This is a genomic window from Collinsella sp. TM05-38 (assembly GCF_003466445.1).
Classification (GTDB): Bacteria; Actinomycetota; Coriobacteriia; order Coriobacteriales; family Coriobacteriaceae; genus Collinsella.
On sequence record NZ_QSPM01000006.1, the window covers coordinates 56708 to 82586 of the forward strand.

Consider the following 25879-nt stretch of genomic DNA (forward strand, 5'->3'; position numbering starts at 1 on the left):
AAGCCCAAAAAGACTGGTCGAAAGAGGCCCGCCCCGAATAGGCTAGTCGCGGAAGGCCGTGCCGAAGAAGTCGGCATCGAAGGGCACGGCTTCGGCAAAGGTGTAGTCACCGTCGCTGGCAATGAGCAGGTAGTTCTCTTCGCCGCCAAATTCCGCGTCGCCGCAGGGAACCACCCAAACATGCGCAAACACCTCGAGCGCCGTGGCAACGCAATCGCGCAGGAACGTCACATCGCTCCCCTCGTTTGCACTCACGATATTGGCAGCATAGATACCGCCGGGGTTCAGGCTGCCCCGCACCAAACGCAGCGCCTCAATCGTCGCCAGCTCGCGCACGGGTTCGGCACCGCCAAAGCAATCGCTCACGACGACATCGTAGCGACGATGCCCCACGCTCGTCACGCCCAGATACGAGCGAGCCTCGGCGGTAATCACCCGCAAGCGGTCTCCCACCGTGCGCTCCAGCTCGTCCAGATAGAACCAACGACGTGCTAGACGCGTAATCTCGGCGTCGTACTCAATGACGTCCATGCGCAAGTTCTCGTGCGACATCAGCGCAAACTTGGGATAGGCAAACCCGCCGCCGCCCAGCATAAGCATGCGGTCGATGCCATGACTACAAGCATCGCGCATGGCATCCTCGGCCTCAAACACATCGTCAAACGCACGATAGTACGCAAAGACGGGCTCTGCCCAACGCTCGCCAACATAGGTCGCGCTTTGGTACACGCCGCCTTGCACCAACACGCGGACTTCGTCGCCGTTCTCATCGTGCACGCGCTTCACGCGCGCCAGCCCATTGCGGGTCCTCGCGACCTGCAGACGGGCAGCGCGAACAGCAACGGCGGCCGCACCGAGCGCCGCGGCTCCCAGGGCAACGCCGGCAACGACACCGGCAGAAACACTCGGCTTGTTCATCTAGAGCTCCTTTTGCAGATAGAGTCCATGATCATAAAAACCCAAATGGCGATAGTACTCACGCGTGCCAATCGCGCTAATCACGTTGATGCGCGCATAGCCCGCATCCCGAGCAATTTCGCACGCGCGCTCCACCAGCGAGCGCCCCAATCCATGATGCTGAGCCGCCTGGCCTTGATCGCCCACGCGCGCGGCCATACCATACACGTGCACCTCACGAATCATCGCCTCGTCCGGCGTCGTCGGCAACTCGTCCGCATGCGCGGCAACAAATGCGCGGTCGGGCAGCGATAAGCGCAAAAAGCCCGCGATCTTGCCCTGCGGCGTTACCCACTGCAAAAAGCGCTCATGCGTCACCGGCGTCTCGTACGCCACCTCCTCGTTAAGGGTCAACTCGCCCAGGTCGGCGCCCGCCGTGCTGATCTCGCGATAGCGAATCTCGCGCACCTTGGCGCCCTTGCCCTGCGCCGCCAGGCGATTCTCGACCAGCTGGCGAAGGTTAGGCTTCTTGTTGCCCACCATAATGTCGTCGGAACTAAAGTCGCGAATCATACGGCTAATGCGGCAGAACGCCGGTGTCACCACGATGTCATCGGCCAACACATCGAGCAGCTCGTCCTCGGTATAGGGGCGCCACTCGCCACGCTCGTAGCATCCCACCAGACGCGAGCCCTCAATGAGCGCACACGGGTAGACCTTGACCTCGTCGGGCATAAAGGCGCCCTCGGTCATAAAGCGCTCGTAGTCGCGCTTGTCCCCCGCGGACGTGGCGCCCAGCAAGTTAAGCATAAAATGTGCGTGGATCTTAAAGCCAAACAGGCGCGCGAGCGAAAACGCCCGATCGATCTGCGCCACCGAAATGCGACGCTCGTTGATATCGAGCAGGTGCTGGTCGAGACTCTGGATGCCCATCTGAATCTTGGTGCAGCCCAGACGGCGGATGAGCGTGAGCGCCTGCGGCGTCACGGCATCGGGGCGCATCTCGATAACGAGCCCCACCACGCGATGCTTCGCCGTCTCGTTGATGCGCTGCTGGCGCTCAAGCTCCTCCATTGTTGCCGTCTGCCACTCGGCAACCCGGCCCCACGGCGTGCCGGGGCCATAGAGCTTTCGCACCGCGCGGTTATAGCCACCCACGGCAGCATCCACACGCCCTTGCTCGCCGGCAACGCCGGCGGCAAGCTCAGCCTCATCGGTCGCAATGCCGGCAGTCCTATAGCGCTCGCGACGCACCGCCACCACCGGCGGCAGGGCATCGGCGGGAGCGTCATCGAGCAGGCGCCCCGCCTCGGCACGGCTGATGCCCGGACGCGCCAACATGGGGTTGGCTGCCACGCCGGCCACGGCATCGTCATTGAGCGCACGGAAAAGCTCCGACACGAACCATGTTTGATACCCTTGCGGATAGTCGCTCCAAGTACCGCCAAGTACGATGAGCTCGATCTTGTCGGTCGCATGCCCCATTTGCGAAAGCGCGGTCAGACGAGCGCTCACCTGCAGATACGGATCAAAGCAGTTTTGCTCCGCACGGGCGCACGCCGGCTCAGCGTGCAGATAGCTCTTGGGCATGCGCAGGTCGTTGGGGCAAAACAGGCAATCGCCCGAGCACGGCCACGGCTTGGTGATGACGGTAATGGTCGCCACGCCCGAGGCCGTTCGGCGCGGCTTCATACGCAGCACCTGCAGCAGTTGACGTTCCAGATCGGAATCGACATTCCACGCAGCCCACCGAGCCGGCTCCTCACGTTTAACCCGCTGGTAGAACGGCAGCAGACGGCGCTTGGCCAAATCGCGTTTGTCGGCACCCTCGCGGCGCGCCTCGGCATGTATCAGTTTGACGAGCGCTTTGTCGTCCACGGTCTCGCCGCGACGCAGAGCCTCGAGTATGTTCAAGATAATCTGTTCCATGCCCCCATTGTAAAGGCAAAGGCGCCGAAGCCGATCTCGGCTTCGGCGCCTTCATCAAACAGCGCGTCTATGCTTACGGGTTTTCGAAAAGCGCCCGTTACTCCGAATCAAACGACACGTCGCCCGAGCCGATCTCAAAACGATACGTGGCGGACTTATCGCCATTGTCGAATTCAGAATTCAATATGGTCTCGCCATCGTAGCCAAGCGGAAGGAAATCACTCTCGAAGTCGCCACTGCCCAGGGTAAGGCTCGCCTTAAAGCCCGTAGAGTTCGGAACCGTTATCTCTACATCGCCCGAGCCCACGGTAACGTCCATCGAGCTCGCGGGGGCCTGATTCAGCTCAAACGTCGCATCGCCCGAACCGACCTCGGTATTCAGGGTATCGGTCACGGCGCCCGTAAACTCGACGTCTCCCGAATTCAACGTTATATCCAGATCATGGCACGCAATGTCCGCGACCGTCAGGTCGCCTGATCCTACATTCGCCGTAATGCCCGCCAGGCTATCCGCAACATCTCGCGGCAGCTCAATGGTAATTGTGCGGTCAATCGCGCGCTTATCATCGTAGTCGAACTGACTGATCTTGAGCGTAGAGCCCTTGACCTCAGCAAGGTTCCGGGTAGCCGCATCAGAAGCAGACGTCCCCTTCGCAACGCGGCCGCTTTCGATAACACGCACCGGGCCGCCGGTGACGTGTTTGACCTCGACCGTGCCCGACGTCACGTCCAAGTCAAGCGATGTGAACGCGTCGGCATCAAACGTTTCGCTCGAAAGTTGTTGAGGCCGAGCGGAATAGTTACCGCTATCCAAGAGATCATCGTCGTCAAACATATCGTCAAAATCAGACAAATTGCCAGATAGAATACCGGTCGTACGCACCATATCGGAATGAGCCAATAGCCGCGAAATGCCAAAGACAAGCCCGATGATGAGCACAAACGCTCCGATGCCAACGCCCAAGCGCACCTTGGATTCATGCGAAAGCTTCATCATTCATCACCCTCTTTGGCAATCGGCTCAGCGGTGGCCGCGGTGGTCACGTCAGCGTCAACCGCAGCGGAAACATTCTGAGCCCTAGCTGCCACCGGCGCCGGACCAACCTGAATATCCCCGCGCGCCCAATCACCATCGAGCGCACGCGCCACCCAGTGATAGATGGGAATCGTAAAGAAGATCAGCGCGGCAAAGGGACCGGCGCCAAACAGGAACATCAGCAAAAAGAACAGCATCCAGCACACAGCCCAATACGGGAACGACTGGAACGGTCCTTTCACCGGAGTCGGATTGACCGCACCGGCGTTCGTCGCTTGCGCCGTCGCGGCGTTAGCCGCCTGCGCGCTCCAGCTTGCAGCCTGCGCCGCCTTAGCCGCGGCATCACTCGCCTGCGTTGCGGCCTCGGTAGCGCGTGCCGCCGCCTCGTGGGTACGGGCTCGCTCCGCCGCCTCGGCCTCGCGCTGGCGGGCGCGGTCCTCATTCTCAAACTCGATATCGTCCTCGATCTCGTCGCTCGGATTGAGCAGCTCGTCCAGACTCACACCATAGAGCTTGGCGAGCGAGATCAGGTTCTCGGTATCGGGCGAGCTCTCCGCGCGCTCCCATTTACTGACCGCCTGGCGCGACAGTCCCAGCTTTCGCGCCAATCCCTCTTGGCTAAAGCCCTTGCTGCGGCGAAGGTCGGCGAGCCGCTGCGCAGTTTCTACATTCATGGTTCCTCCTATGCGATGCCAGCCGTGCCGCCGGACCGTTTTTTCTTAAGGCGCCTTGCACAGTTAAAAATCTATCCGCCACCGCCAAAAGCATGCCACCTATTCTAGTGAGATTTTTGACAACCGACGGTTGCGGGCACATATGAGCTGCGAAAATGCGTCCAAACAAAGCAATGGCCCGCAGCTCGGTTGTCCCCGTTGCGGTGTTAACGGTAGTATGGTCGTACTGTTTATTCCGCACCGCCAACGGAGGGAGTTCCGCGCCGTGAACCGCGATTTCGCCTCATCGCTCATCCAGCTCAACAATACGTTCTATCGCGAGCACTCCGCCTCTTTTTCCGATACGCGCCAGGCCCCGTGGCCTGGCTGGGTGCGCACCATGGACATCGCGCTCGGGCAGCTCGACGTCGCCACGATCGAGCATCCCGTCCGCGTCTTCGATCTCGCCTGCGGCAATATGCGATTCGAGAACTTTGCCGCCGGCGGCACACTTGCCGCCAAAGGCGTCGACGGCACGAGTCCCTCGGCAGACGCCAGCTGCCCGCTTGAGTTCTATGGCGTCGACTCGTGCCAAGACCTGGCCATCGATGCTCATGGCCACGCCCTGCGCATCCCCAACCTGCACTTCCAGGAACTCGACGTGCTCGATGCCCTCATGAAGCTCAACCCCGCCGAGACACCCGACGCGCTTTTCGACGCCCCGCTCGCCGACATCTCGGTCTGCTTTGGCTTTATGCACCACGTGCCGTCGTGCGAGTATCGCGTGCGCGTGCTCGACGCCCTGGTGCGCCAGACGCGCCCGGGCGGTATCATCGCCATCAGCTTTTGGGAGTTTATGAACGACGAGCGTATGGCACGCAAAGCCGTTCGCGCCGAGGCCCGCGCTGAGCTCACCCCGCCGTTTGAGGACTACGATTCCGCGCAGTTCGAAGCCGGCGACCACCTCATTGGATGGCAAAACGACCGCCATGCCTACCGCTATTGCCACCACTTTGACGATCAGCAGATCACCGACCTGGTGCGCGGCGTTCGTACGTTCTACAAGAGTGGCGAGGTTCCCGTACGCGAGCTCGAGCGTTTCCACGCCGACGGTCGCAGCGGCGAGCTCAACCGCTATGTGATCCTCAAGCGCCTGTAGGCATCGGCGACCCGCCGCCGAGTCGCGCCGCAACTTCCGGGCAAACCATGCCCACCTTTTCCAACCCGTTGACGGAACGCGTAGTCATGCGTTCCATGCGTATAACCAAGGAGCCTCATGGGAGCCGTCCACGTTCGCACGCCTAAGAACTTTGTGCTCGAAGAGCGCCTGGAGCGCTACGCCGATGCGATTGAGACGAACCCCGAGGCCTATGCCGGGAATTGGGGCGAAGCCTGCGCGCCAGCCGGCGGCCTGCCCTTTACCCGCCTTCATCTGGATCTAGGCTGCGGCAAAGGCACCTATCTGGTTGAGCGAGCTCGCCGTGAACCCGACACGCTCTTTGTCGGTATGGACCAGGAGCCCATCTGCATCGCCTATGCCGCACAGAAAATCTGCGAGCAGGGGCTGCCCAACGCGCTCGTACTCCCGCGCGGAGCTGCAGCGTTGCCCGCGCTGTTTGCCGCAGGCGAGCTCGATGCCATCACCATCAACTTTCCCACGCCGCAGCCCAAAGCCAAGTACGCCAAAAAGCGGCTCGTCCATGTCGACCATCTGATGCTCTACCGCCCGCTCCTTGCAGCTGGCGCCACCGTCACGCTGCGCACCGACAGTAAACCATTGCGCGACTACGCTCTGGGGCAGTTTGCCGCGGCAGGCTACGACACGCGTTGGGTAAGTGACGACGTCCGCCGCGACCATCCCGAGCATCCCGAGACCGAATATGAGTGCCGTACGCGCGAGATGGGTGCCGTTGTCTACGGCATTTGCGCCACACCCGGCGCACAGCCCGGTGACGATGAGCTCACGGCGGGGCGCATGCAGGAGCAAAGTCTTGCCTGCTACCTGCCCGACGACCTTAATGAGCTCACGTACGTGCCCCTGGGCATGGAAGAGGCCGTCGAGAATTTTAAAAACCGCGCCCGCAAGGGCAAGAAGCGCCTGCCGCAAGAGTCCTAGGGGCTTTTGGCAGTCGCGGCGCCGGTAGCCAAACGCAAATAGGCGCCGACGAACGACCCTCAAACCTAAGTGAGTAGACTTTTTTGCAATAGCCAAGCACAACCCGCATAACGAAAACTAAAACCGCAGGTAGAGCCCTTGCGCAAAAGCCATGTGCTCGCGATATCGCAAAAAGTCTACTCACTTAGCTGGCGACTGCACCAAACGGCTGGGCAGAACGCCCATTTCCTGCATTTTCTTGCCTGCGAACGCATCGATGCGACGCTACGCCATAATAGTTGGCGGACAAACGCGAGAGAAAGCAACCACATGGCACAGACCACAACAGATACCGCCGCCAGCACCGTCTCCGGCGCCGGCGCTGCCAGCTCATTCTCGGGCGGCACGGGAACCGAGGCAGAGTTCGGCTCGCTCGGCGCGCTCTCCCCCACTTGGTGGGAGCCCGAGGATGGCAGCGAGCCCGAACCGTGGCTCACGCCCGATCAGGCCTTCGAGCGCTTCTTTGAATGGACGAGCGACCGCGGCATTGAGCTGTGGGGCCACCAGGAAGAGGCCCTCATGGACCTGGCCGCCGGCGATCACGTCATCTTAGGCACGCCGACCGGCTCGGGTAAGTCACTTGTCGCGCTGGGCATGCTCTTTATGGGCATGGCGCAGGGCAAGCGCTGTTATTACACGGCCCCCATCAAGGCCCTGGTCAGCGAAAAGTTTTTCGACCTGGTGCAGGTGCTCGGCCGCGATAACGTAGGCATGATCACCGGCGACACGCACATCAACACCAAGGCGCCCGTCATCTGCTGCACGGCAGAGATCCTGGCCAACGACGCACTGCGCGAGGGCGAAGATGCCGATGTGGGCTGCGTAGCCATGGACGAGTTCCACTACTTTGCCGACCCCGATCGTGGTTGGGCCTGGCAGGTGCCGCTGCTCACCCTGCCCCACACGCAGTTTATGCTCATGAGCGCCACGCTCGGCGATGTCACCGCGATCGCCGCCTCACTCGAGGAGCACACCAGCGCTGCTTGCGACTTGGTCGTCGATGCCCCGCGCCCTGTTCCGCTGAGCTACGACTATGTAACGACCTCTCTCGAGGGCACGGTCGAGCTCGCCATGCGCCGCGGCGAGGCCCCGCTCTATATCGTGCACTTTAGCCAGGATGCCGCACTTGCAACGGCGCAATCCCTCGCCAATTTTGGCATCGCCAGCAAGAAGCAACGCGAGGCTATTAAGGAAGCCGCCAAAGGCACGAGCTTCTCCACGGCCTTTGGCAAGATTCTTAAGCGCTTGCTCGGATGCGGCGTCGGCGTGCACCATGCCGGCATGCTGCCGCGCTATCGCCTGCTGGTCGAGCGCTTGGCGCAGCAGGGCCTACTGCCCGTCATCTGCGGTACCGATACGCTCGGCGTCGGCATCAACGTACCCATCCACACCGTGGTGCTCACCGCACTCACCAAGTTCGATGGCTACAAGATGCGTCGCCTGCGTGCCCGCGAGTTCCACCAGATTGCCGGTCGCGCCGGCCGCTCGGGCTTCGATACCGAGGGCATGGTGATTGCCGAGGCACCTGAGCACGAGATTGAAAACGCCAAGCTCATGGCAAAGGCGGGCGACGATCCCAAGAAGCTTCGCAAGATTAAAAAGAAGAAGGCGCCCGAGGGCTTTGTCACCTGGAACAAGCAGACCTTTGAGCGCCTGATCGAGACGCAGCCCGAGACACTCAAGCCGCGCCTGCGCATCACGCACTCTATGGTGATTAGCGTAGTCGAGCAGGACGGCGACGCCCGCGCCCGCGTGCACGACCTTATCGAGACAAGCTTGCAGACCCCCGAGGAAAAGGCCAAGCTCGAGGTTCGCGCCGACGAAATCTTCGCCACGCTCATCGATTCCGGCGTCGTCGTGCGTACCGAGGTGCCGCCCGCACCCAACGCCCCGGCCGACGCCACGCCAGACATCGACTATGCGCTGACGGTCGATCTGCCCGAGGACTTCGCGCTCGATCAACCGCTCTCGCCATTTTTGCTTGCCGCGCTGGAGCTGCTCGACCCCGAGAGCGAGACCTATACCATGGATCTCATCAGCATGGTCGAGGCCACACTCGAAGACCCTAAGCAGGTGCTCCGCGCCCAGGAGCGTGCCGCGCGCGACCGCGCTATGGCCGAGATGAAGGCCGACGGCGTCGAATATGAGGAACGCCTAGAGCGCATTCAGGACGTCACGTACGAAAAGCCGCTCGAGGAGCTGCTCGATGCCGCCTTTGACAAGTACTGCCAGGAAGTGCCCTGGGCAAACGACTACCAGCTCTCGCCCAAGAGCGTCCTGCGCGACATGTTGGAGAGCGCGAGCGACTTTAAGGGCTATATCCAAAAGCTCGGAATCGCCCGCTCCGAGGGCATTTTGCTGCGCTACCTGGCAGAGGCCTACCGCTCGCTCGACCGCACCGTACCCATCGAGAAGCGCGACGAGCGCCTGCGCGACATTATCTCGTGGCTGGGCTTTGTGGTGCGCTCGGTGGACTCGAGCCTGGTGGACGAGTGGGAAAACGCCGGCAACCCAGCGGCACTCGACGCTGCGCCGCCGCAAGGCATCGACGAGGTCGTGGCGGACCGCCGCGGCTGCACGCTACTGGTGCGCAACGCCCTCTTCCGCCGCGTGACCCTTGCCGCCCGCGGGCACGTACGCGACCTGGGTGAGCTCGACGACGACTGGGGCATGAGCGAAATCCGTTGGCAAAAAGCGCTCGATGCCTACCATGAGCAGCACGAGGAGATTCTCACCAACGGCGACGCGCGCAGCTCCGCCATGTTCTCGATCGACGAGTCCGACGAGAAGGCGCTCCACGTGTGGCACGTGCACCAGATCTTTGCCGACGAGGACGGCGACCACGACTTTGGCATCATGGGCGATGTCGACCTGGATGCCACGCAAGACGGCGGCGAGGTCATTTTCAAGAACTACCGTGTCGGCTTTATCGAGGATTTGCTCGAGGACTAGCCGTACATACTGGAACGAAATGAAGCGGGGCCGCCGGCAACATCGCCAGCGGCCCCGCTTTTGCGCTATCGACTATGCCCTACTCGGCATCCTCAACCTCATACGAATCCGCCTCGGCCGGCTCATTGCTTGACTCTGGCGCAGCCTCGCGCGCCTCGTCAAACGCTGTCTTCATGGTCTTGTTGCCCCATGTGAGCTTGCGAATGGTAAGCTCATCGGCCTTGTTGTGGGCCAAGCGTAGGTTCTCGGTGCTGCGGCGCAAGTCGTCCTTGGTCTTCTCGAGCTGCTTAATGGCGGCATCGATCTCCTTGATTGCCGACTCGAATTGCTTGCTCGCCAGGTTGTAGTTGCGCGAGAAGCCATCCTTGAACTTCTCCATCTTGGCTTCGAAGTTCGTGACATCGATATTCTGCTGTTTGTACTCCGCCAGTTCCTGCTTATAGCGAAGCGAACCCATAGCGGCGTTGCGCAGCAGCGTAATCATGGGAATGAAAAACTGTGGGCGGATCACGTACATCTTCTCGTAGCGATAGCTCACGTCCACGATTCCTGCGTTATAAAGCTCGCTCTCGGGCTCGAGCAACGTGCAGAGCACCGCGTACTCACAGCCTTTCTGGCGACGATCGTGGTCGAGCTTCTTAAAGAAGTCCTCGTTCTTATGCTTGGTCGCGGTCTCGTCGTTCTCGTTTTTCATCTCGAACATAATCGAAATGATCTCGTTGCCGCTCGCGTCACACTCACGGAAGATAAAGTCGCCCTTGGTGCCCTCGGACGCATCGTTGTCTTTCTCGAAGTACGCGTTGGGAAACGCCGTCATGCGTAGGCGGTTAAACTCGGTCTCGCAGTGCTGCTCGAGCGACTCGCCCACCATCTTGGTGGACAGGCGGACCTTCATGTCCTTAAGGCGCTCAATCTCTTCATCCTTATAGCGAATCAGTTCCTCGTTCGCGCGCTTGGTCTGCGCAAGTTCGAGCTCGTGTGCCGCCTTGGCCTGCTCCTCGCGCGAATCGCGCACCGCCAGCTCGCTCGTCAGCTTGGCACGCGCCTCGTCGCGCTCTCGCTCCGCCGCGGCAACCGCCTCCGACAGGTTCATTTTTGCTGTCAGCTCCTGCTCGCGCAGCTGGGCGCGCAGGCCCTCAGCCTCCTGCTCAGACTGAGCCTTTGCGGCGGAAAACTTCTCCTGCACCTTCGCCTGATAGTCAGCAAATGTGCGTTCAGCCTCGCTGCGAGCAGCATCAAGCGCGCGTTGCGACTCGGCCGCGGCCGCGGCAAGCGCCATCTCCTGGGCCTTGTCCGCCGCGGCAAGCTTGGCCTGCAGCTCGGCAATCTGCGCATCGCGTGCGGCCAGATCGCTTTGAGCAGCGTTACGCACCGCCGACTCGGCAAGCTTGGCTTCGTCATCCTTACGTCCCAGCTGTGCGCGCAAGCTGTCGATTTCGCGCTGGAGCTCGGCGTTCTCCTTTTGAGCATCGGCGCGGGCCTCTACCGCCGCGCGCTGGCTTGCGCTCTCGCGCTCTGCAGCAGCGCCCTCGAGCTTGGCGCGCAGCTCGGCAAGTTCGGCATCGCGCTTGGCGACCTCTTGCGCCAGCTGTTGAGCTGCGGCATTCTTCTGCTCGACAAGCTGGGCGTTACGTTGGGACTCCGCCTTTTGCAAAGCGGCCGCCGAACGCGAGCGCTCAAGCTCCAGCGCCCGCTCGCCCTCGCGCTGGACCGCCTTCACACGCTCATCCAGGTCGTGCGAGAACTCGGTATCGCGCACCTGCTTGACGATATCCGCATAGCCGGACGCATCGACCTTAAAAACTTCGCCGCAATGCGGGCACTTAATCTCGTTCATGGCAGCTCCTCGATGGACGCAAATATCAACCGAATACACTCTACCGCGCCGCACGGACAAAAAAGGCGCCGCCGCCATAATGGCAACAGCGCCAGAACCACCACAAAGGTGCCTGTCCCCTTTGTGGTGGCATGGGTCACTACAGGTCGCGATAGTCGACCAGGCGAAGATCAGGTTGAGACCCGAGCCAAGCGCGCAGCTCAGGGTCGATCAGCGCGTCGACTTCCTTGGTACGATCGGTCGTAAGCGAGCTGTTCTCGAGGATAAACCGATCGAGATAGCCCGGGTGGCACACAAAGACGACCGTCTCGCCGTCGGATATCTCGCGAACCGTCTGCATAATCGAGTCCTTGGGTTCGTAGCCCGGCTCCATCGAATGCATCACCATGCGCAGGTCGGTATCTCCGCAATGCACCACCGCCGTGGGGTCGAAGCTTGCCTTTTGCTCCTTAAGGCCCAGCTCCTGGGCAACCGCCGAGATCGCTCGGTTAAGGTTTTCGCTCATGACGGCATGGGCCTCAAAGTAATCGGGCTCGCGGCCCACAATCTCGACAAAACGGTCGTGCTGTGCGCGGATCTCGATGCAGGCCTCGTCGAAGTCTATCAGCTCCTCACCGCGCTTAAAATGCTCACGGAAGGTACGGCTGCTATGGAACTCGCCGCTCTCGTTGAGCATGCTCGGGATGAGCGCCGGATCGGCGCACGGCTTGCCCAGGCACACGTTGGTATGCTGGCCCACTGCAATATCGGCATCCGCCACGAGCGACCACCCACGCTCGGCCTCGGGCATATTTGGCATAAGGCCCGCCGAGCGCACCAGGCCCTCGTTGACGCTTCGGGCAATCCCCAGGTCAACAGCATACGAATAACCGATATCATCGGCACGAATAAGCAATTGCTTCATAACGACTCCAATCTATGGAAAGGGGCACTTGGAGTGTAGCCAAGTGCCCCAGGTAATTATCCTACCTAAACAGATGTCTTAAGCCTTAGCGGCAGCAACATCTTCCTCGAGCTGATCCTTGCTAAAGCCAAAGAGGTAGGCGATGGCAGCGGCGGCAACAAATGCAGCGCCCGATGCAACGCAACCCCAGACGAGATTAGCCGTTCCGCCAGCAACAAAGCCGGTGACGCCCAGAATATTGGTCGCGCCCAGAACATACGTTGTCACATTGGTGAGGGCTGCGATCAAACCGCCGATAGCACCGCCGGCAACCATGGCGCCCAGGCAGCGAGTGTACTTAAAGCCACAGCCATACAGTGCGGGCTCCGTCACGCCGCCCACGATACCGGAGAGCGAGAAGCCGAGCATGGCGCCCTTCTCGTCGGTCTCCTTAAGGCGCAGGAAGGCACCGAAGGCCATGCCCCACGTAGCGAACTGAGCGATACCGGCCGCGACCATAACGCAAGAGTCGGAGCCCAGGGTGAGCAGCTGCACAATACCAAGGGCAAGCAGGACCTGGTGCATACCGGTCATAACCAGGAACTCCCAAAGTGCGGCAATGACGACGAGGGAGAGGATGGTGACGATGCCGCCGGCGTTACCGAGACCGAACATAAAGTTGCCGACCATGCTGCCCAGGATGGAGCCAATCGGAGCCAAAGCGCACAGCGAAACGGGAATCATGACGGCCATGGTGCCCACGGGTACAAACACCGTAGAGAGCATGTCGGGAACGACCTTCTTCATGAACTTCTCGACGACCATGAGTACCGGCATGGACAGAACCATGGGGAGCACCGTGGAGGAATAGTTGTTCAGCTGGGCCGGCAGCACGCCGTAGACCATGGTGGTCGTTACGCCCGAATCCGCTGCAGCGTTGACCATCGTCATGAACTCAGGAGCAATGAGCACACCGCCGAGCATCATGCCGAGCGGCTGGCTGCAGCCAAGCTGCTTCGCAGCAGCCCAACCCAAATAAACGGGAAGGAAGTAATAACCGGCGTTGTAAATCCAGTTGTAGAAGAAGTTGTAGATGTCGGAATCGGCAGACCAAATGCCGAGCATGCCGTCACCGCAAACCACGGCGATAGTACGGAACATGGCAGCACCCATGATAATGGGGATCGTCATGACCATGGTTTTGGACAGGTAGTTGAGGGTCTTACTGCCCGCAGTCTTGAGCGTCAGCGGCTCCTTGGCGCCGCCATCGAGGTTCTCGTCAATGGAGCCTTCGCCCTTAACTCCCAGCGCAATGGCGGCGTCGTAGACCTTCGGTACGTTCTGACCGATGATGACCTGATATTGGCCGCCAGACCACTGGGCACCCAGTACGCCCTTGATCTTCTTAACTTCATCGTCATTGGGGATGGACTGATCCTTAAGGTTCAGACGCAGACGGGTCATGCAGTGCGTCGCGTTCGTTACATTGGAGGCGCCGCCGATGGCAGCAAGCACGTCCTCGGCAATCTTCTTGTTATCGACAGCCATGTCGAATCCCTTCTCTTCCAACTAAAAGCCCGTGGGGTTTCACAGCGCCAAGACGCACGATTCTGCTCGCGCCTGCGCAGCACGCGATGCCCGTTGGCAAGAGATTTGATTACATGTGATTCCCGGGTGGATCGACATGAAAAAAGCCCCGCGCACAACCGACAGAGACCCAATGGGGGCCTCGACAGAATCGGTAGTGCCTCTCGGAGCTGCGCCGTGAGTAACACCCAACACACGGCGAGTATATGCGGCAGATGCGTTCTCCGTGACTCAGATTGCCGACGAACGGTAGCAAACAGTCCGCGAACGGTCACTACGACGGAAATAAAACGCCAGAGACCCTATTTATTCAAGCTTGCAGGAGCCACGCGATTCACATGCATGATCAGATAGACGAGCTCTTCTTGGGCCAATGGCTCGCCAAAGGCCTCTTGAATCAGAGCGTCGATACGATGGGCGCAGCGCGATGCCGCAGGATATTGCTCCACGAGCACGTCGTAAAGACCGGAATTCTCGGTGTCAATCGGCTCTTTCTTTGCCACGCGATCGAGCAGATAGCGCACATGGGTGGCAAAGCGAGTAAAGGCAAACGACGAGCGATCGACTGTCACGCCCAACTCTTCTTGAATAATCGCAACCGTCATATCGAGGAGATGCTCCTCGTGCTGCTCGGCAAGCACGCGCCGCTCGCTCGGCTTAATCGCCGCATTGATAATCGACATGGCGATACCCGCGGCCTCACTCTGGGGCATGCGAACGGCAAAAGTTTTCTTAATGCCACGAACAGCCAGCTCGCCCAAGCGGTATTCAATGGGATGCAGCTGCTCCAGATCGCGTTTGAGCGGCAACGACACCACCATATGTTCGCGGGCGCGCTTAATAGCAAACTGGATATGATCTGCCAGCGTAATGGGCAGATTAGGACTCAATTCGTACGAAAGCTGTCCGGTCGCAATATCTGCCAGCTGAGCAGAAAACTCAAGCACCTCGGGGTCGACCTCGTCGATGAACGCCAGATACTTTGGATCGATGCCGTAAAAGGTACGCGTAATAACGTCAAGATCGACCTCGTGCGGCATTTCGCCAAAGCCGATACCACGACCCAACGCGATAAGCTGGCGCCCCGCACCATCTTCGCAGATGGCAGCGTTGTGGTTAATGCGCTGGATAGCCCTCATGGAATCACCGTTCCTGCAAACACACGCCGTGTAGACCATCCACACGGCGCGTTCATTCTACCTGCACTTCTAATTACAGTCCAAAAAAGCCAAGGATTTGATCGCGGCTTACGGGCTTGTAGTCATTGGCGTCGAGGCCCACATCGTAGCGGTAAATGGGGCGCTCGCGATCGCGGTTGCGCGCGTTGGTGCGGTCTCCCCTGCTGTGGATATGCCCGTGCAGCATGATGGCGCCACGCGCCTTGCCATTCCAGCTAAGCATGGGGTAGTGGCTCATAACCAGACGATGGCCCTTGGCATAGCCGGGGGCAATCTCCAGATAATCACGCACGTCTTCCCAAATTTGCGGCACGTCGGGATCTTCCCAATCGCCGTCATGGTTACCACGGATGAGCGTCACGTTTTGGCAGGCAATACGCTCGCGCAGGCGCACCGCCTCCGCCAGGGGCAAACGATAGGTAAAGTCACCCAGAATGTAGAGACGGTCATCCACAGCCACGCACTCATTGATGGCATCGATGACCTTGCGATTCATCTCCTCGACCGAATCAAACGGTCGATCCATGTCGTGCAAGATATTCGTATCGCCCAAGTGCAGGTCGGCGGTAAACCACATCATCGTCTATGCCCTCATTTCGCAACGTGTTCAACTCGTGCTAAGTATACAGACGTAGCGATACAGCGGTTATCCAAAGAGCCCGCCGAACAGTCCGCGGCGGCGCTTGTCTTGCTTTTTCGAAGCGTCACTCTGAGTTTTCTTGTCCTGCCGTTTCCTACGGTCCTGTTCCAACTCACCGTCATCGAGTAGCATATCCCACTCAAACGGATCATCTGTCAGATCGAACAGGTCATCGTCATCAAACATGGCAGCCTCCATTGCCGACTAGCGAGCATCCACCACATAGAGCCCAACGCGTACCTGATGCCACGGGCTGCGCTCGGGGGCAACCTGTTGCACGCGGGCCTCAAATACGTCCTCGTGGCCGTAATACATCATCAAGGACAGCGGGCCGACCTCGTTTCCCGGAACATAGCCAAGCTTGGTGTTGCCGTAGTAGATTGCAACCGCCTCGGGGTCATGGGGATTATCGCGCTCGGCGCACAGCGTCAGCTTATCGCCCGCTTTAAGATCGCCTAGGACCAAAGCGCCGTCGGCATATTGAAATCCCGCGATATGAAACGACAGAAGCACACGTAAAGGCTCGTACATGGCAACTCCTCTAACGGCCGGATAAACCAGCGTTTGACCTTATCGAGAAGTCTACGGGCCCGTGCGGACATAAATTCATCCTTATCTGATTCTAATGCACAAACATGCGCACGAATTTGTGTTTCCAGCTTGCGTAGGGCGCATACCGAAACGGCACGTCCAGCCAGGTTGCCTTGTTCACGATGCTCTTCTTGTGGCTAAACGTATCGAAGCTCTCGCGGCCATGGTACTGCCCCATGCCGCTCGCGCCCATGCCGCCAAAGCCCATATGGCTCGTGGCCAGGTGCATGATCGTATCGTTAATGCAGCCGCCGCCAAAGGGCACGTAGCGCACAAAGCGCTGCTGAACCGCACGGTCCTGACTAAAGACGTACAGGGCCAGCGGCGTCGGGCGATTCTCGATGAACGCCTCGACCTCATCCAGGCTCTCAAACGTCAGCACCGGCAAGATGGGGCCGAAAATCTCCTCCTGCATTACGGCGTCATCGGGGGTCACGCCATCCAGAATCGTCGGCTCAATCTTGAGCGACATCTCGCGCGCCGCGCCACCAAGCACAACCTTATCGGGATCGATCAGCCCGCGCACGCGCGCAAAGTGCTTGGCGTTGACGATATGGCCGTAATCCTCGTTGTCGAGCGGATGCTCGCCAAACATACGGCGGACTTCCTCCTTGATAAGGCCCAGCAGCTCGTCGTGCACGCGTCTATCGACCAGCAGGTAGTCGGGCGCCACGCAGGTCTGCCCCACGTTGAGCCATTTTCCAAAGGCGATACGCCGTGCCGCGACCTTCAAGTTTGCCGTTGCATCTACGATGCAGGGACTCTTCCCACCCAGCTCGAGCGTCACGGGCGTAAGGTTTTTACTTGCCCGCTCCATGACGAGTTTGCCGACCGGAACGCTACCGGTAAAGAAAATCTTGTCCCAGCACTCATCGAGCAGCGCTTCGTTCTCGGCGCGCCCGCCCTCGACAACCGTTACCAGGCGCGGATCAAATGCCTCTTCGCAGATTTGCTTGAGCACCGCGCTCGAAGCCGGGGCATAGGCGCTCGGCTTGATGACCACGGTATTGCCCGCGGCAAGGGCGCCGGCAAGCGGCTCGAGCGTCAACAAAAACGGATAGTTCCAAGGAGCCATGATGAGCGTAACGCCATAGGGCACGGCCTGCGTCTTGCACACACTCACGGCGTTGGCGAGGTCACACGGGCGCAGGCGCGGGCGACTCCATCGAGCCACGTGCGCAATCTGATGACGAATCTCGGAAAGCGACGTGCCGATCTCGCACATATATGCCTCGTCGTGCGACTTGCCCAAATCGGTCTTGAGCGCATGGGCAATATTGGCCTCGTGCGCCTGTACCGCATCACGCAAGCTCACGAGCGCGCGACGGCGAGCATCGACATCAAACGTGGCATGCGTCTTAAAATAGGCGCGTTGATCGGCAACGATGCGCGCGATTTCCTCGGTGTTCATGGGCCCTCCTAGTTCTCGCCCTCAAACATACCACCTGCAACGACTTCGTACATATGCTCGAGCTCCAAGCGGTCCATTAGAAGCGGAACGGGGTACAGGGGATTGGCCTCGGCATCGGCATGCGCCGCCATCTGCGGAATGTCGGAGCGGCGAACGCCTGTCACATATTTGGGGATACCCAGGGCAACGTTCATGCGGTCGACCCAATCGATAAAGGCCTCGGCCGCAAGACCGTCCTGCGCGGTAGCCGGCGCAATGTCCGCCATGCGGGCAAGATCGGCGAGCTTGGGGGCGGCGGCGTCACCATAAGCGCGAAGCATATGCGGCAGGATGATGGCGTTGGCCAGGCCATGCGGAATCCCGTATCGTCCGCCCAGGCTGTGTGCAATGGCATGAACGTATCCAACGTAGGAGCGCGTAAACGCAACGCCCGCCTTATACGCTGCAGAAAGCATATTGTGGCGCGCACACATGTTGTCGCCGTGCTCATAGGCCTCGAGCAAATAATCGTGGATGAGCTGTACCGCCTGACGCGCCATCTTGCGCGTATAGGGCGTGGTGCTGCGGCCGATAAAGGCCTCGACGGCATGCGTCAGGGCATCCATACCCGTTTGTCCCGTAATGGAGGCGGGCAGGCCGCGCGTAAACTCGGGGTCGTACACCGCAAAGCGCGGGATAAGCACAAAGTCGTTAATGGGGTACTTGTAGTGCGTCTTGTCATCGGTAATGACCGCTGCAAGTGTGACCTCGCTTCCCGTGCCTGCCGTGGTGGGGACGGCGATGAGCAGCGGCAGGCGACGATGAACGCGCAGCAGGCCACGCATCTTGTTGATGGGCTTGTTTGGCTGTGCGATGCGTGCGCCCACACCCTTAGCACAGTCCATGGCCGAGCCGCCGCCAAAGCCGATAACGGCCTGGCAGGCGTTCTCCCGATACAGGGACGCCGCTTCCTCCACGTTTGAGACCGTAGGGTTTGCCGATGTTTTGGCATAGATCGCAACGCCGATTCCCTTGGACGCGAGCGCCGTCTCGAGCGGTGCCGTAAGCCCCAGACGGGCAATACCGGGATCCGTCACGATAAGAACCCGCTGTATCGAGCGTTTTTGAAGCACCGCGGGGACATCCTCGGCATGCTCCAGAATATGCGGCTCGGTATAGGGCAACACCGGCAATGCGATGCGAAAAACCATCTGATACGTTCGGCACCAGGCGCGACGGGCTAGATGCATAAAGGAAGCTCCTTCATTTGTTGATGGGTCAACATTTGCTCGACCGATTGTACTCATCGGAGGTCTCGGGCGGCCTGCCAATCGTTAATCAATCAACATCTTCACAAGCTCAAAATTTTTTATTAAAAATCATTCCTAATAGGCTTCACATTCGGTTGCATTTATGGATAATAGAACTCGTCAAGACGCGCGTCCGGAGAGGGCCTTTACGGGACCGGACGAGCGCTCCATCGCCATCGATCGAAAGGATCGAATCATGAAATTTGTTTGCCCCGTTTGCGGTTATGTGGAAGAGTTCGACGGCGACCAGCTGCCCGAGGATTTCAAATGCCCCCAGTGCGGCGTTCCCGGTTCTCGTTTCCTGAAGCAGGAGGAGGGCCAGCTCGAGTGGGCTGCCGAGCACGTCGTGGGCGTCGCCAAGATGGAGGGTGTCTCCGAGGATATCGTTGCTGACCTGCGCGCCAACTTTGAAGGCGAGTGCTCCGAGGTCGGTATGTACCTGGCCATGGCTCGCGTCGCTCATCGCGAGGGCTATCCCGAGATCGGCCTGTACTGGGAGAAGGCTGCGCACGAGGAGGCCGAGCATGCCGCCAAGTTCGCTGAGCTCCTGGGCGAGGTCGTGACCGACTCCACCAAGAAGAACCTCGAGATGCGCGTTGAGGCCGAGAACGGCGCCACCGCCGGAAAGACCGATCTTGCCAAGCGCGCCAAGGCCGCTGGCCTCGATGCCATCCACGACACCGTGCACGAGATGGCTCGCGACGAGGCTCGCCACGGCAAGGCTTTCGCCGGCCTGCTCAAGCGCTACTTTGGCTAAGCCAATCGCCTGAGAGATAATCTCTAGCTCGATAAGGCCCGGACCGCATGGTTCGGGCCTTTTTCGTGTCTTGCGAACCAGTTAACGTCCCAAAAATAGGAACACCTTTGACATCGGCTTCGCGTCAAAAACTAAGTGAGTAGACTTTTTGGAACTTGTCGAGCAGACCACCCGTATTGCTTTATAAAACCGCAGGTAGATAGCTTGCCGCAAAACAATCTGGTCGCCATCACGCTAAAAGTCTACTCACTTAGATTAGCAGCCGCCCACGATCGGGCCTTTTTGTATCTAACGGGTATCTTTTTGTCGATTTCTCCCAGTTTTGACCAGTCAACGAACAGCTCAGACCGGAGTAACGCCTCGGCCCCTTGCTCCTCCGAGCTTTTATCGCGATATTCAACATCGAGCAACCTGCATACGGCCTTAACAATCGCGCGAAATCTATCCTCATCGGATATCTGTCCGTGTGTCAGGAGAAATACATCGTAGCCCATTGCCTGAAGCGCCGTCATGCGGTCGGCGTCACGCAAGCCATCCCCCGCTCGCCCGTGCGAGGCCTTCCCCTGACATTCGATGGCCACCTGCCGCTTTCCGTTCGGCGAAGACAACAGTAGGTCGATATATACGCGGGACTTTCCCACAATCGATCGAGCACTTGTGCTTAGCATCACTTCAACATTAAGCTCTATGCCGCAAAAACCTTCGCCTCCCAGGGATCGTGGCAACCCAAGCAACAAATACGTCTCAACCTCAAAAGGCGATGCGGCGCCCAGTGGAACGAGATGCGATACCGCGACAAATCGCTTGCCGTAACGCATCCCACAAACATCTGAACAAAAACGGTCAAGGTCTCCGCCCAAAACCAAAGCGTCGCGCCGCCACAAATTTGAGGCGGCACCGTCCTCGGACGGGCAACGTGCCCAACCAAAGGTTGCCGGAATCGCGCCCGACTCAATTGCACGCGAAAGCTCTGCCTCGAGTGCTGCTGGCAAGGCACAAACCGTAAACAAGCCGCACATCTCCGCCAATACCAAAAGCAGCTGGAGATCCGTCAGATGCCGCGACATGATGAATGCCGTCAGCAAAGGAGATGTGACCAAAAACCCATGTTCCGTTTCCAGCACGGATTCCCTAGGAAGCTCACCAAGGAACAGCCGTTGCCTAACGCTGGCAGGACAAGTCCGCTTATTTCTCGTCCCAACCAATGTATGCAACGGCAAGCCGAGCACGACCGCAGCCGTCGGGTTACGGGCGAGGCCATATCGCTGCCGGTCTTCTTCCGGTCGTGGAAGTGGCGGACACAAAGCGAGAGCTTGAGGAGGCAAACGCCAGTACCTAAAAGCCGATATGTCACAAAGTAGATCCTTCATAGGCACAGGAAAACACGAATTTCAACCCAGACAGTCTCGCATTGGCGCGAACGCACCAAAAATGGCACCGAGCGGACCGCTAAGTTTTCAACAGCCCTCCCCAACTGACCAATAGCTTGCCAAGAACTGGACGAAGCCCTGTTGAAAACCCCTTTTTTTCTCATGGAGAAGCTTTGCGCGGCAAGTGAGTAGACTTTTTGGAGCATCCCGAGCAGGCCGGTCATCCTGCTTTTCAAAACCGCAGGTAGATAGCTTGTTACAAAACTGCCTGGTCGCCAAAGAGCTAAAGGTCTACTCACTTAGGCTAGAGGGCACCCCCATTAGCTGTGATTCCAGGGTGTTTAGCGCATTTGAACTCAAGTCGTCATACTGGACAAGGATTCGAGCCGAGCTTTCAGGGACAGATGCGCCATCGGCACACCAAAAGCAGTCACTGATATCGATAAAAGGGATACTCGAGCGCGTGAGGGCCAGCGTAAAAGAGCTTCCGCCCGCGCCACGCTCCGCAACCACGATGCAGTAAAGACCCGCATCCGCATGTTCGATCGAGACCTCCCCCGCCGGAAACGTCTTCCGTACAAGCGCCGCCAGGCCATCACGCGCCTCGCGAGCACGAACACGCACGCGGTTCACATGTCGCTCGTAATCACCCGATTCCAGCAAGCGCGCTAAAGCGACCTGGTCAACAGAGCTCACCGACGAGGCGTAAAAACCAAGGTCGCGCCCGAACCGCTCCATCAGGTCATCGGGCAGGACCATATACGCCAAACGCAACGCCGAGGAAAGGCTCTTCGAAAACGTGTTGGTGTAGATAACCGACTGAGCGGCATCGATCGACGCGAGCGCGGGAATCGGCTTGCCAGCAAGGCGAAACTCGCAATCGAAGTCATCTTCGATGAGATACCGGTCTGGCCGCTCGGCAGCCCAGCTCAGCAGCGCATAGCGACGCGCGATGCTCGTCACAAGGCCGGTCGGATACTGATGGGACGGCATCAGGTGAAGGACATCTGTTCCGGTTTTCTGCAAAGCGCTCAAGTCCACGCCCTCACCATCCAGCGGGATATGGCGAACTTCGCAACCCATAGCCTGATAGATGCGTGTCAGACGCAAATAACCCGGATCCTCGACGGCATACACCTTGTCCGCGCCAAGCAACTGAACCAACATGGTATCGAGCAGCTGGGCGCCCGCACCGATAACAATGTTGTCGGGATTAACATTCATGCCCCGTGTCCCGCGCAGATGGCGAGCGATTGCGCGTCGTAGCCGAGCGGTGCCCTGCGCTGGTGCGGGCGAAAAGATCTCGCGTTCGTCTTCGGATGTCAGCGTTGCCCGTAGCGCGCCTTGCCAAAGCCTAGCCGCCTCCAAAGCGGAAGGAGAAAGCGCATCGAATCGCTCGATCTGTCCATCGGCGTCATGCGCCCCGGGGTCCATAGAGACAGTATCCCGGTCGATATCCTCTGTAACCAAAGCCAAAACCGGTGCATCCGGAAGCTCGCACGCATAGTAGCCGCGACGCGGCTTTGAGCGAATATAACCCTCGGCAAGCAGCTGACTATATGCATTCTCGATGGTAATGACACTGATTCCCAGATGACTGGCAAAGGCGCGCTTAGACGGCAGATGCTCCCCCGCCGCAATGCGTCCAGCAACGATATCATCTCGAATTTGCTGGTAAACATACTCATAGAGCGACGCTTCGCCGCGTTGTTCCAAATTGTAGTCAAGCATGAGTCTATCATCTGACCTTATCGAGTCATTCAATCTGGTATTAGTCTGACCTTGTTATTATCTCGAAAACTGAGTATTTCGCCATACCCAGCTCCCCGATAGGATATTCCGTCAAGCAATGCACATGCCAATCAAGGGAGCGACCATGGCAGAACAGACCAGCAAGGCCGATCGCGTCAAACTCAACCGCGAGCTCGCGCAGATGCTCAAGGGCGGCGTCATCATGGACGTTACCACGCCCGAGCAGGCCCGCATCGCCGAGAAGACAGGCGCCTGCGCCGTCATGGCTCTCGAGCGCATCCCGGCCGACATCCGCGCCGCCGGCGGCGTGTCGCGCATGAGTGACCCCAAGATGATCGAGGGCATTCAGGAGGCCGTCTCCATCCCCGTCATGGCAAAGTGCCGCATCGGTCACATCGTCGAGGCGCAGGTCCTTCAGGCCATCGAGATCGATTACATCGATGAGTCCGAGGTTCTCTCCCCCGCCGACGATGTCTACCACATCGACAAGGCCCAGTTTGACGTGCCGTTTGTCTGCGGCGCCCGCGATCTGGGCGAGGCGCTGCGCCGTGTTGCCGAGGGCGCCACGATGATTCGCACCAAGGGCGAGCCGGGCACGGGCGACGTGGTCCAGGCCGTGCGCCACATGCGCAAGATCCAAAAGCAGATCCGTGACGTTGTCGCCCTGCGTGACGATGAGCTCTTTGAGGCAGCCAAGCAACTGCAGGTTCCGGTCGAGCTGGTGCGCGATATCCATGCCACGGGTAAGCTTCCCGTGGTGAACTTTGCTGCTGGCGGTGTAGCAACCCCTGCCGACGCCGCGCTGATGATGCAGTTGGGCGCCGAAGGCGTCTTTGTCGGCTCGGGCATCTTTAAGAGCGGCGACCCGGCCAAGCGCGCCGCCGCCATCGTCAAGGCCGTGGCCAACTTCACCGACGCCAGGCTCATCGCTGAGCTTTCGGAGGATCTAGGCGAGGCCATGGTCGGCATCAACGCCGACGAGATCGAGATCATCATGGAGGAACGCGGACGCTAGTCCGGTAGAAAGGATCGCACATGAGCGATTACGCAGACCAGACGGTCGCCGTGCTGGCGGTCCAAGGTGCTTTTGTCGAGCACGAGGCAAGGCTGTCCGAGCTGGGCGCACGTTGTATTGAACTGAGGCAGGCGGCTGATTTGAAGCAGGACTTTGACCGTCTGGTCCTCCCCGGCGGCGAGTCGACTGTTCAAGGCAAACTCCTTGCTGAGCTTGGGATGCTCGAGGACCTTCGCGCTCGCATTGCGGACGGCATGCCCGTCCTGGGCACCTGCGCCGGCTTGATTCTCTTGGCACGCGATCTTGCCACCCACGACGATAAGGGCACGCCGCGTTTGGCAACCATGGATGTACTTGTCGAGCGCAATGCCTACGGCAGGCAGCTCGGCAGCTTTCGAACCAAGGGGCAGGTAGCCGGCATCGACGCTGAAGTGCCGCTGACGTTTATCCGCGCGCCCCGCATCGTCGAGGTCCACGGCGACGCCAGGGCCTTAGCGAAAGTCGATGGGCGCATCGTCGCCGCCCGCCAGGGCAACCAGCTCGGCGTCACCTTCCATCCCGAACTCGACGACGACACCCACCTCCACGAACTGTTCCTACAAATGTAGGCGGAGTAGAAACGAGCGTGGATTTTCAGACACACAACAAATGAGAGTGGATAATCTCCCACTTTGAGTTTGAATACAGGCTCAAACCGGGAGATTATCCACTCTCATGCTATGTAGTCGTTGGGGACGTTCTTAAACAACTAGTCAAACAAGAACGTCCAGCAACCACAAGGAGTGTCCCCAAGTGCCAGCAGAAAAGGAACGTCCCCAAGTGCCGGAAATAAGCTACCCAACAGATCATTTTGGCAACAGCAATTACGCTGATGTTTCGGAAACGCCAGCGAGCGCCGCCCAGGGCGAACAAGTTGGCATGAAAAAGGCAAGGCATAGACCTTCTGGTCATGCCTTGCCTTTTGAATGACAAATTGTCGCCCTGGGTGGCGCGTAGCGTCAACTAGTTACGCGGTTCGTAGAACCGCGTAACCCCTAAAAGCGGTTGCCGCGGAAGCCGCCGCCGTTGCGGCCGCCACGATCGCCACCGCGACCGCCGCGGTCGTTACCACGGTTGCCGCCGAAGCCGCCACGGTTGCCACCGCGGTCGCCATAGCCACCACGGTTGCCGCCAAAGCCGCCGCGACCGCCACGGTCGCCGCCACGGCCGCCACGATCGCCACCGCGACCGCCACGGTCGCCACCGCGGCCACCGCGATCGCCAAAGCCGCCGCGGCCGCCACGGTCACCGCCACGGCCACCACGATCGTCACGGCCGCCGCGAGGACCGCGGTCCTCATCCAGGCCCATGGCGACGAGCGGAGCGATAACCTTATCGAGAGCGGCCATCAGCTCGGTGGCCTCCCCGTAAGAAAGCTCGGGCAGGAGCTTCTCCTTCTTATTGGCAAGCTCGACCAGGCCTTCAGCGGCATCCTCGGCAGCGAAGACAACGATCTTGCGCATATCGCCCTCGGCGTCGTCGATGCGGCCGACCAGATCGGCAGCCTCGGCCTCGGCCATCAGGCCATCGAGCTCGCGAAGGCGCATGCCCAGCAGATCGGACATTTCCTTCTGCTCCATCTTGGGCTTGAGGTCAAGAAGCTTGATAGCGCGCTCGATGTTCGCCATGCGCTCGGCCTTGGCCTCCTCCTCCTTGGAAATAGCAAAGCGACGGCTACGCAGCAGGCGGGCGGCCTTCTGCATCTTGTCCATCAGCTCTTCGTCATCGTAATCAGCGGCGGCCTCGACAACCTCGGCCTCCTCCTCGGCGGAAACCTCGTCAGCAGCCTCAACCTCGGCAGCTTCGGTCTCCACGGTCTCGACTGCCTCAACCTCGGCAGCCATGGTCTCGTTCTCGGTCTCGTTCATGATCTCTTCGTTCTCGGACATGAGACTCCTTCTTGGCCCT

23 protein-coding genes are annotated in these 25879 nt (G+C 59.6%); 7 read left to right on the forward strand and 16 right to left on the reverse strand.

Annotated features, from left to right (window positions below):
• Window positions 1-42 precede the first annotated feature (42 nt).
• From DXD49_RS04620 to DXD49_RS04635, 4 genes are all read right to left on the reverse strand, one after another.
• Complete coding sequence (locus DXD49_RS04620; protein ID WP_117794341.1) at window positions 43-918, reverse strand: spermidine synthase; 876 nt, start codon at window positions 916-918, stop codon at window positions 43-45.
• Window positions 919-2826 (reverse strand): elongator complex protein 3, encoded by a 1908-nt coding sequence (locus DXD49_RS04625; RefSeq protein ID WP_117763707.1) that lies wholly within the window; start codon window positions 2824-2826, stop codon window positions 919-921.
• A gap of 97 nt (window positions 2827-2923) precedes the next feature.
• Window positions 2924-3820, reverse strand: a complete 897-nt coding sequence (locus DXD49_RS04630; protein ID WP_158564862.1) for a DUF4097 family beta strand repeat-containing protein — start codon at window positions 3818-3820, stop codon at window positions 2924-2926.
• Entirely contained in the window at window positions 3820-4536 is a 717-nt protein-coding gene (locus tag DXD49_RS04635; protein ID WP_117794342.1) for a helix-turn-helix domain-containing protein, read from the reverse strand. Before DXD49_RS04635 ends, DXD49_RS04630 begins: the two co-directional genes overlap by 1 nt.
• A 265-nt stretch (window positions 4537-4801) precedes the next feature.
• On the opposite strand from DXD49_RS04635, the gene DXD49_RS04640 reads away from it, so the two are divergent.
• The 3 genes from DXD49_RS04640 (at window position 4802) to DXD49_RS04650 (ending at window position 9622) form a co-directional block, all read left to right on the forward strand.
• On the forward strand, window positions 4802-5674 hold the full coding sequence (locus DXD49_RS04640) for a class I SAM-dependent methyltransferase (protein WP_117794343.1): 873 nt from the start codon (window positions 4802-4804) through the stop codon (window positions 5672-5674).
• A 117-nt stretch (window positions 5675-5791) separates the two neighbouring features.
• Window positions 5792-6631: a tRNA (guanosine(46)-N(7))-methyltransferase TrmB gene (locus DXD49_RS04645; RefSeq protein WP_117794344.1), complete on the forward strand. Its 840-nt coding sequence runs from the start codon at window positions 5792-5794 to the stop codon at window positions 6629-6631.
• A gap of 309 nt (window positions 6632-6940) precedes the next feature.
• Window positions 6941-9622 (forward strand): RNA helicase, encoded by a 2682-nt coding sequence (locus DXD49_RS04650; RefSeq protein ID WP_117794345.1) that lies wholly within the window; start codon window positions 6941-6943, stop codon window positions 9620-9622.
• Between the two features lie 79 nt (window positions 9623-9701).
• On the opposite strand, the gene DXD49_RS04655 is transcribed toward DXD49_RS04650, so the two are convergent.
• The 9 genes from DXD49_RS04655 to DXD49_RS04695 form a co-directional block, all read right to left on the reverse strand.
• On the reverse strand, window positions 9702-11459 hold the full coding sequence (locus DXD49_RS04655; RefSeq protein ID WP_117743399.1) for a DUF2130 domain-containing protein: 1758 nt from the start codon (window positions 11457-11459) through the stop codon (window positions 9702-9704).
• A 139-nt stretch (window positions 11460-11598) separates the two neighbouring features.
• Window positions 11599-12363: a ChbG/HpnK family deacetylase gene (locus DXD49_RS04660; RefSeq protein ID WP_117743398.1), complete on the reverse strand. Its 765-nt coding sequence runs from the start codon at window positions 12361-12363 to the stop codon at window positions 11599-11601.
• A gap of 78 nt (window positions 12364-12441) precedes the next feature.
• The gene (locus tag DXD49_RS04665; RefSeq protein ID WP_117743397.1) at window positions 12442-13890 is read right to left on the reverse strand and encodes a PTS transporter subunit EIIC; all 1449 of its coding nucleotides are present in this window, start codon (window positions 13888-13890) and stop codon (window positions 12442-12444) included.
• A gap of 341 nt (window positions 13891-14231) precedes the next feature.
• Window positions 14232-15068 (reverse strand): PRD domain-containing protein, encoded by an 837-nt coding sequence (locus DXD49_RS04670; RefSeq protein ID WP_158553152.1) that lies wholly within the window; start codon window positions 15066-15068, stop codon window positions 14232-14234.
• A gap of 73 nt (window positions 15069-15141) precedes the next feature.
• The gene (locus DXD49_RS04675; protein WP_117794346.1) at window positions 15142-15687 is read right to left on the reverse strand and encodes a metallophosphoesterase; all 546 of its coding nucleotides are present in this window, start codon (window positions 15685-15687) and stop codon (window positions 15142-15144) included.
• A 66-nt stretch (window positions 15688-15753) separates the two neighbouring features.
• Window positions 15754-15933: a hypothetical protein gene (locus DXD49_RS04680; RefSeq protein WP_117743394.1), complete on the reverse strand. Its 180-nt coding sequence runs from the start codon at window positions 15931-15933 to the stop codon at window positions 15754-15756.
• 18 nt (window positions 15934-15951) lie between these two features.
• Window positions 15952-16278 carry an HIRAN domain-containing protein gene (locus DXD49_RS04685; RefSeq protein WP_117743393.1) on the reverse strand — a complete coding sequence of 109 codons (327 nt, stop codon included), beginning with the start codon at window positions 16276-16278 and terminating at the stop codon, window positions 15952-15954.
• 91 nt (window positions 16279-16369) lie between these two features.
• Complete coding sequence (locus tag DXD49_RS04690; protein ID WP_117794347.1) at window positions 16370-17749, reverse strand: aldehyde dehydrogenase; 1380 nt, start codon at window positions 17747-17749, stop codon at window positions 16370-16372.
• An 8-nt stretch (window positions 17750-17757) separates the two neighbouring features.
• The gene (locus DXD49_RS04695) at window positions 17758-18978 is read right to left on the reverse strand and encodes an iron-containing alcohol dehydrogenase (protein ID WP_117794348.1); all 1221 of its coding nucleotides are present in this window, start codon (window positions 18976-18978) and stop codon (window positions 17758-17760) included.
• 253 nt (window positions 18979-19231) lie between these two features.
• Here DXD49_RS04695 and DXD49_RS04700 point away from each other — a divergent pair, with 253 nt between their 5' ends.
• Complete coding sequence (locus DXD49_RS04700) at window positions 19232-19795, forward strand: ferritin family protein (protein ID WP_070097113.1); 564 nt, start codon at window positions 19232-19234, stop codon at window positions 19793-19795.
• Between the two features lie 242 nt (window positions 19796-20037).
• On the opposite strand, the gene DXD49_RS04705 is transcribed toward DXD49_RS04700, so the two are convergent.
• Both DXD49_RS04705 and DXD49_RS04710 read right to left on the reverse strand, forming a co-directional pair.
• On the reverse strand, window positions 20038-20919 hold the full coding sequence (locus DXD49_RS04705; RefSeq protein WP_117794349.1) for a hypothetical protein: 882 nt from the start codon (window positions 20917-20919) through the stop codon (window positions 20038-20040).
• 537 nt (window positions 20920-21456) lie between these two features.
• Window positions 21457-22896, reverse strand: coding sequence for a PLP-dependent aminotransferase family protein (locus DXD49_RS04710; RefSeq protein ID WP_117794350.1), 1440 nt, complete (start codon window positions 22894-22896; stop codon window positions 21457-21459).
• A 145-nt stretch (window positions 22897-23041) separates the two neighbouring features.
• Between DXD49_RS04710 and pdxS the strand changes: the two genes are divergently transcribed.
• The 3 genes from pdxS (at window position 23042) to DXD49_RS09645 (ending at window position 24901) form a co-directional block, all read left to right on the forward strand.
• Window positions 23042-23932, forward strand: coding sequence for a pyridoxal 5'-phosphate synthase lyase subunit PdxS (gene pdxS, locus DXD49_RS04715; RefSeq protein WP_117794351.1), 891 nt, complete (start codon window positions 23042-23044; stop codon window positions 23930-23932).
• Window positions 23933-23952: 20 nt separating this feature from the next.
• Window positions 23953-24540: a pyridoxal 5'-phosphate synthase glutaminase subunit PdxT gene (pdxT, locus tag DXD49_RS04720; protein ID WP_117743387.1), complete on the forward strand. Its 588-nt coding sequence runs from the start codon at window positions 23953-23955 to the stop codon at window positions 24538-24540.
• Window positions 24541-24724: 184 nt separating this feature from the next.
• Complete coding sequence (locus DXD49_RS09645; protein ID WP_158557570.1) at window positions 24725-24901, forward strand: hypothetical protein; 177 nt, start codon at window positions 24725-24727, stop codon at window positions 24899-24901.
• 65 nt (window positions 24902-24966) lie between these two features.
• Here DXD49_RS09645 and DXD49_RS04725 read toward each other — a convergent pair whose 3' ends face one another.
• Window positions 24967-25860 carry a hypothetical protein gene (locus tag DXD49_RS04725; RefSeq protein ID WP_117794352.1) on the reverse strand — a complete coding sequence of 298 codons (894 nt, stop codon included), beginning with the start codon at window positions 25858-25860 and terminating at the stop codon, window positions 24967-24969.
• Window positions 25861-25879 lie beyond the last annotated feature (19 nt).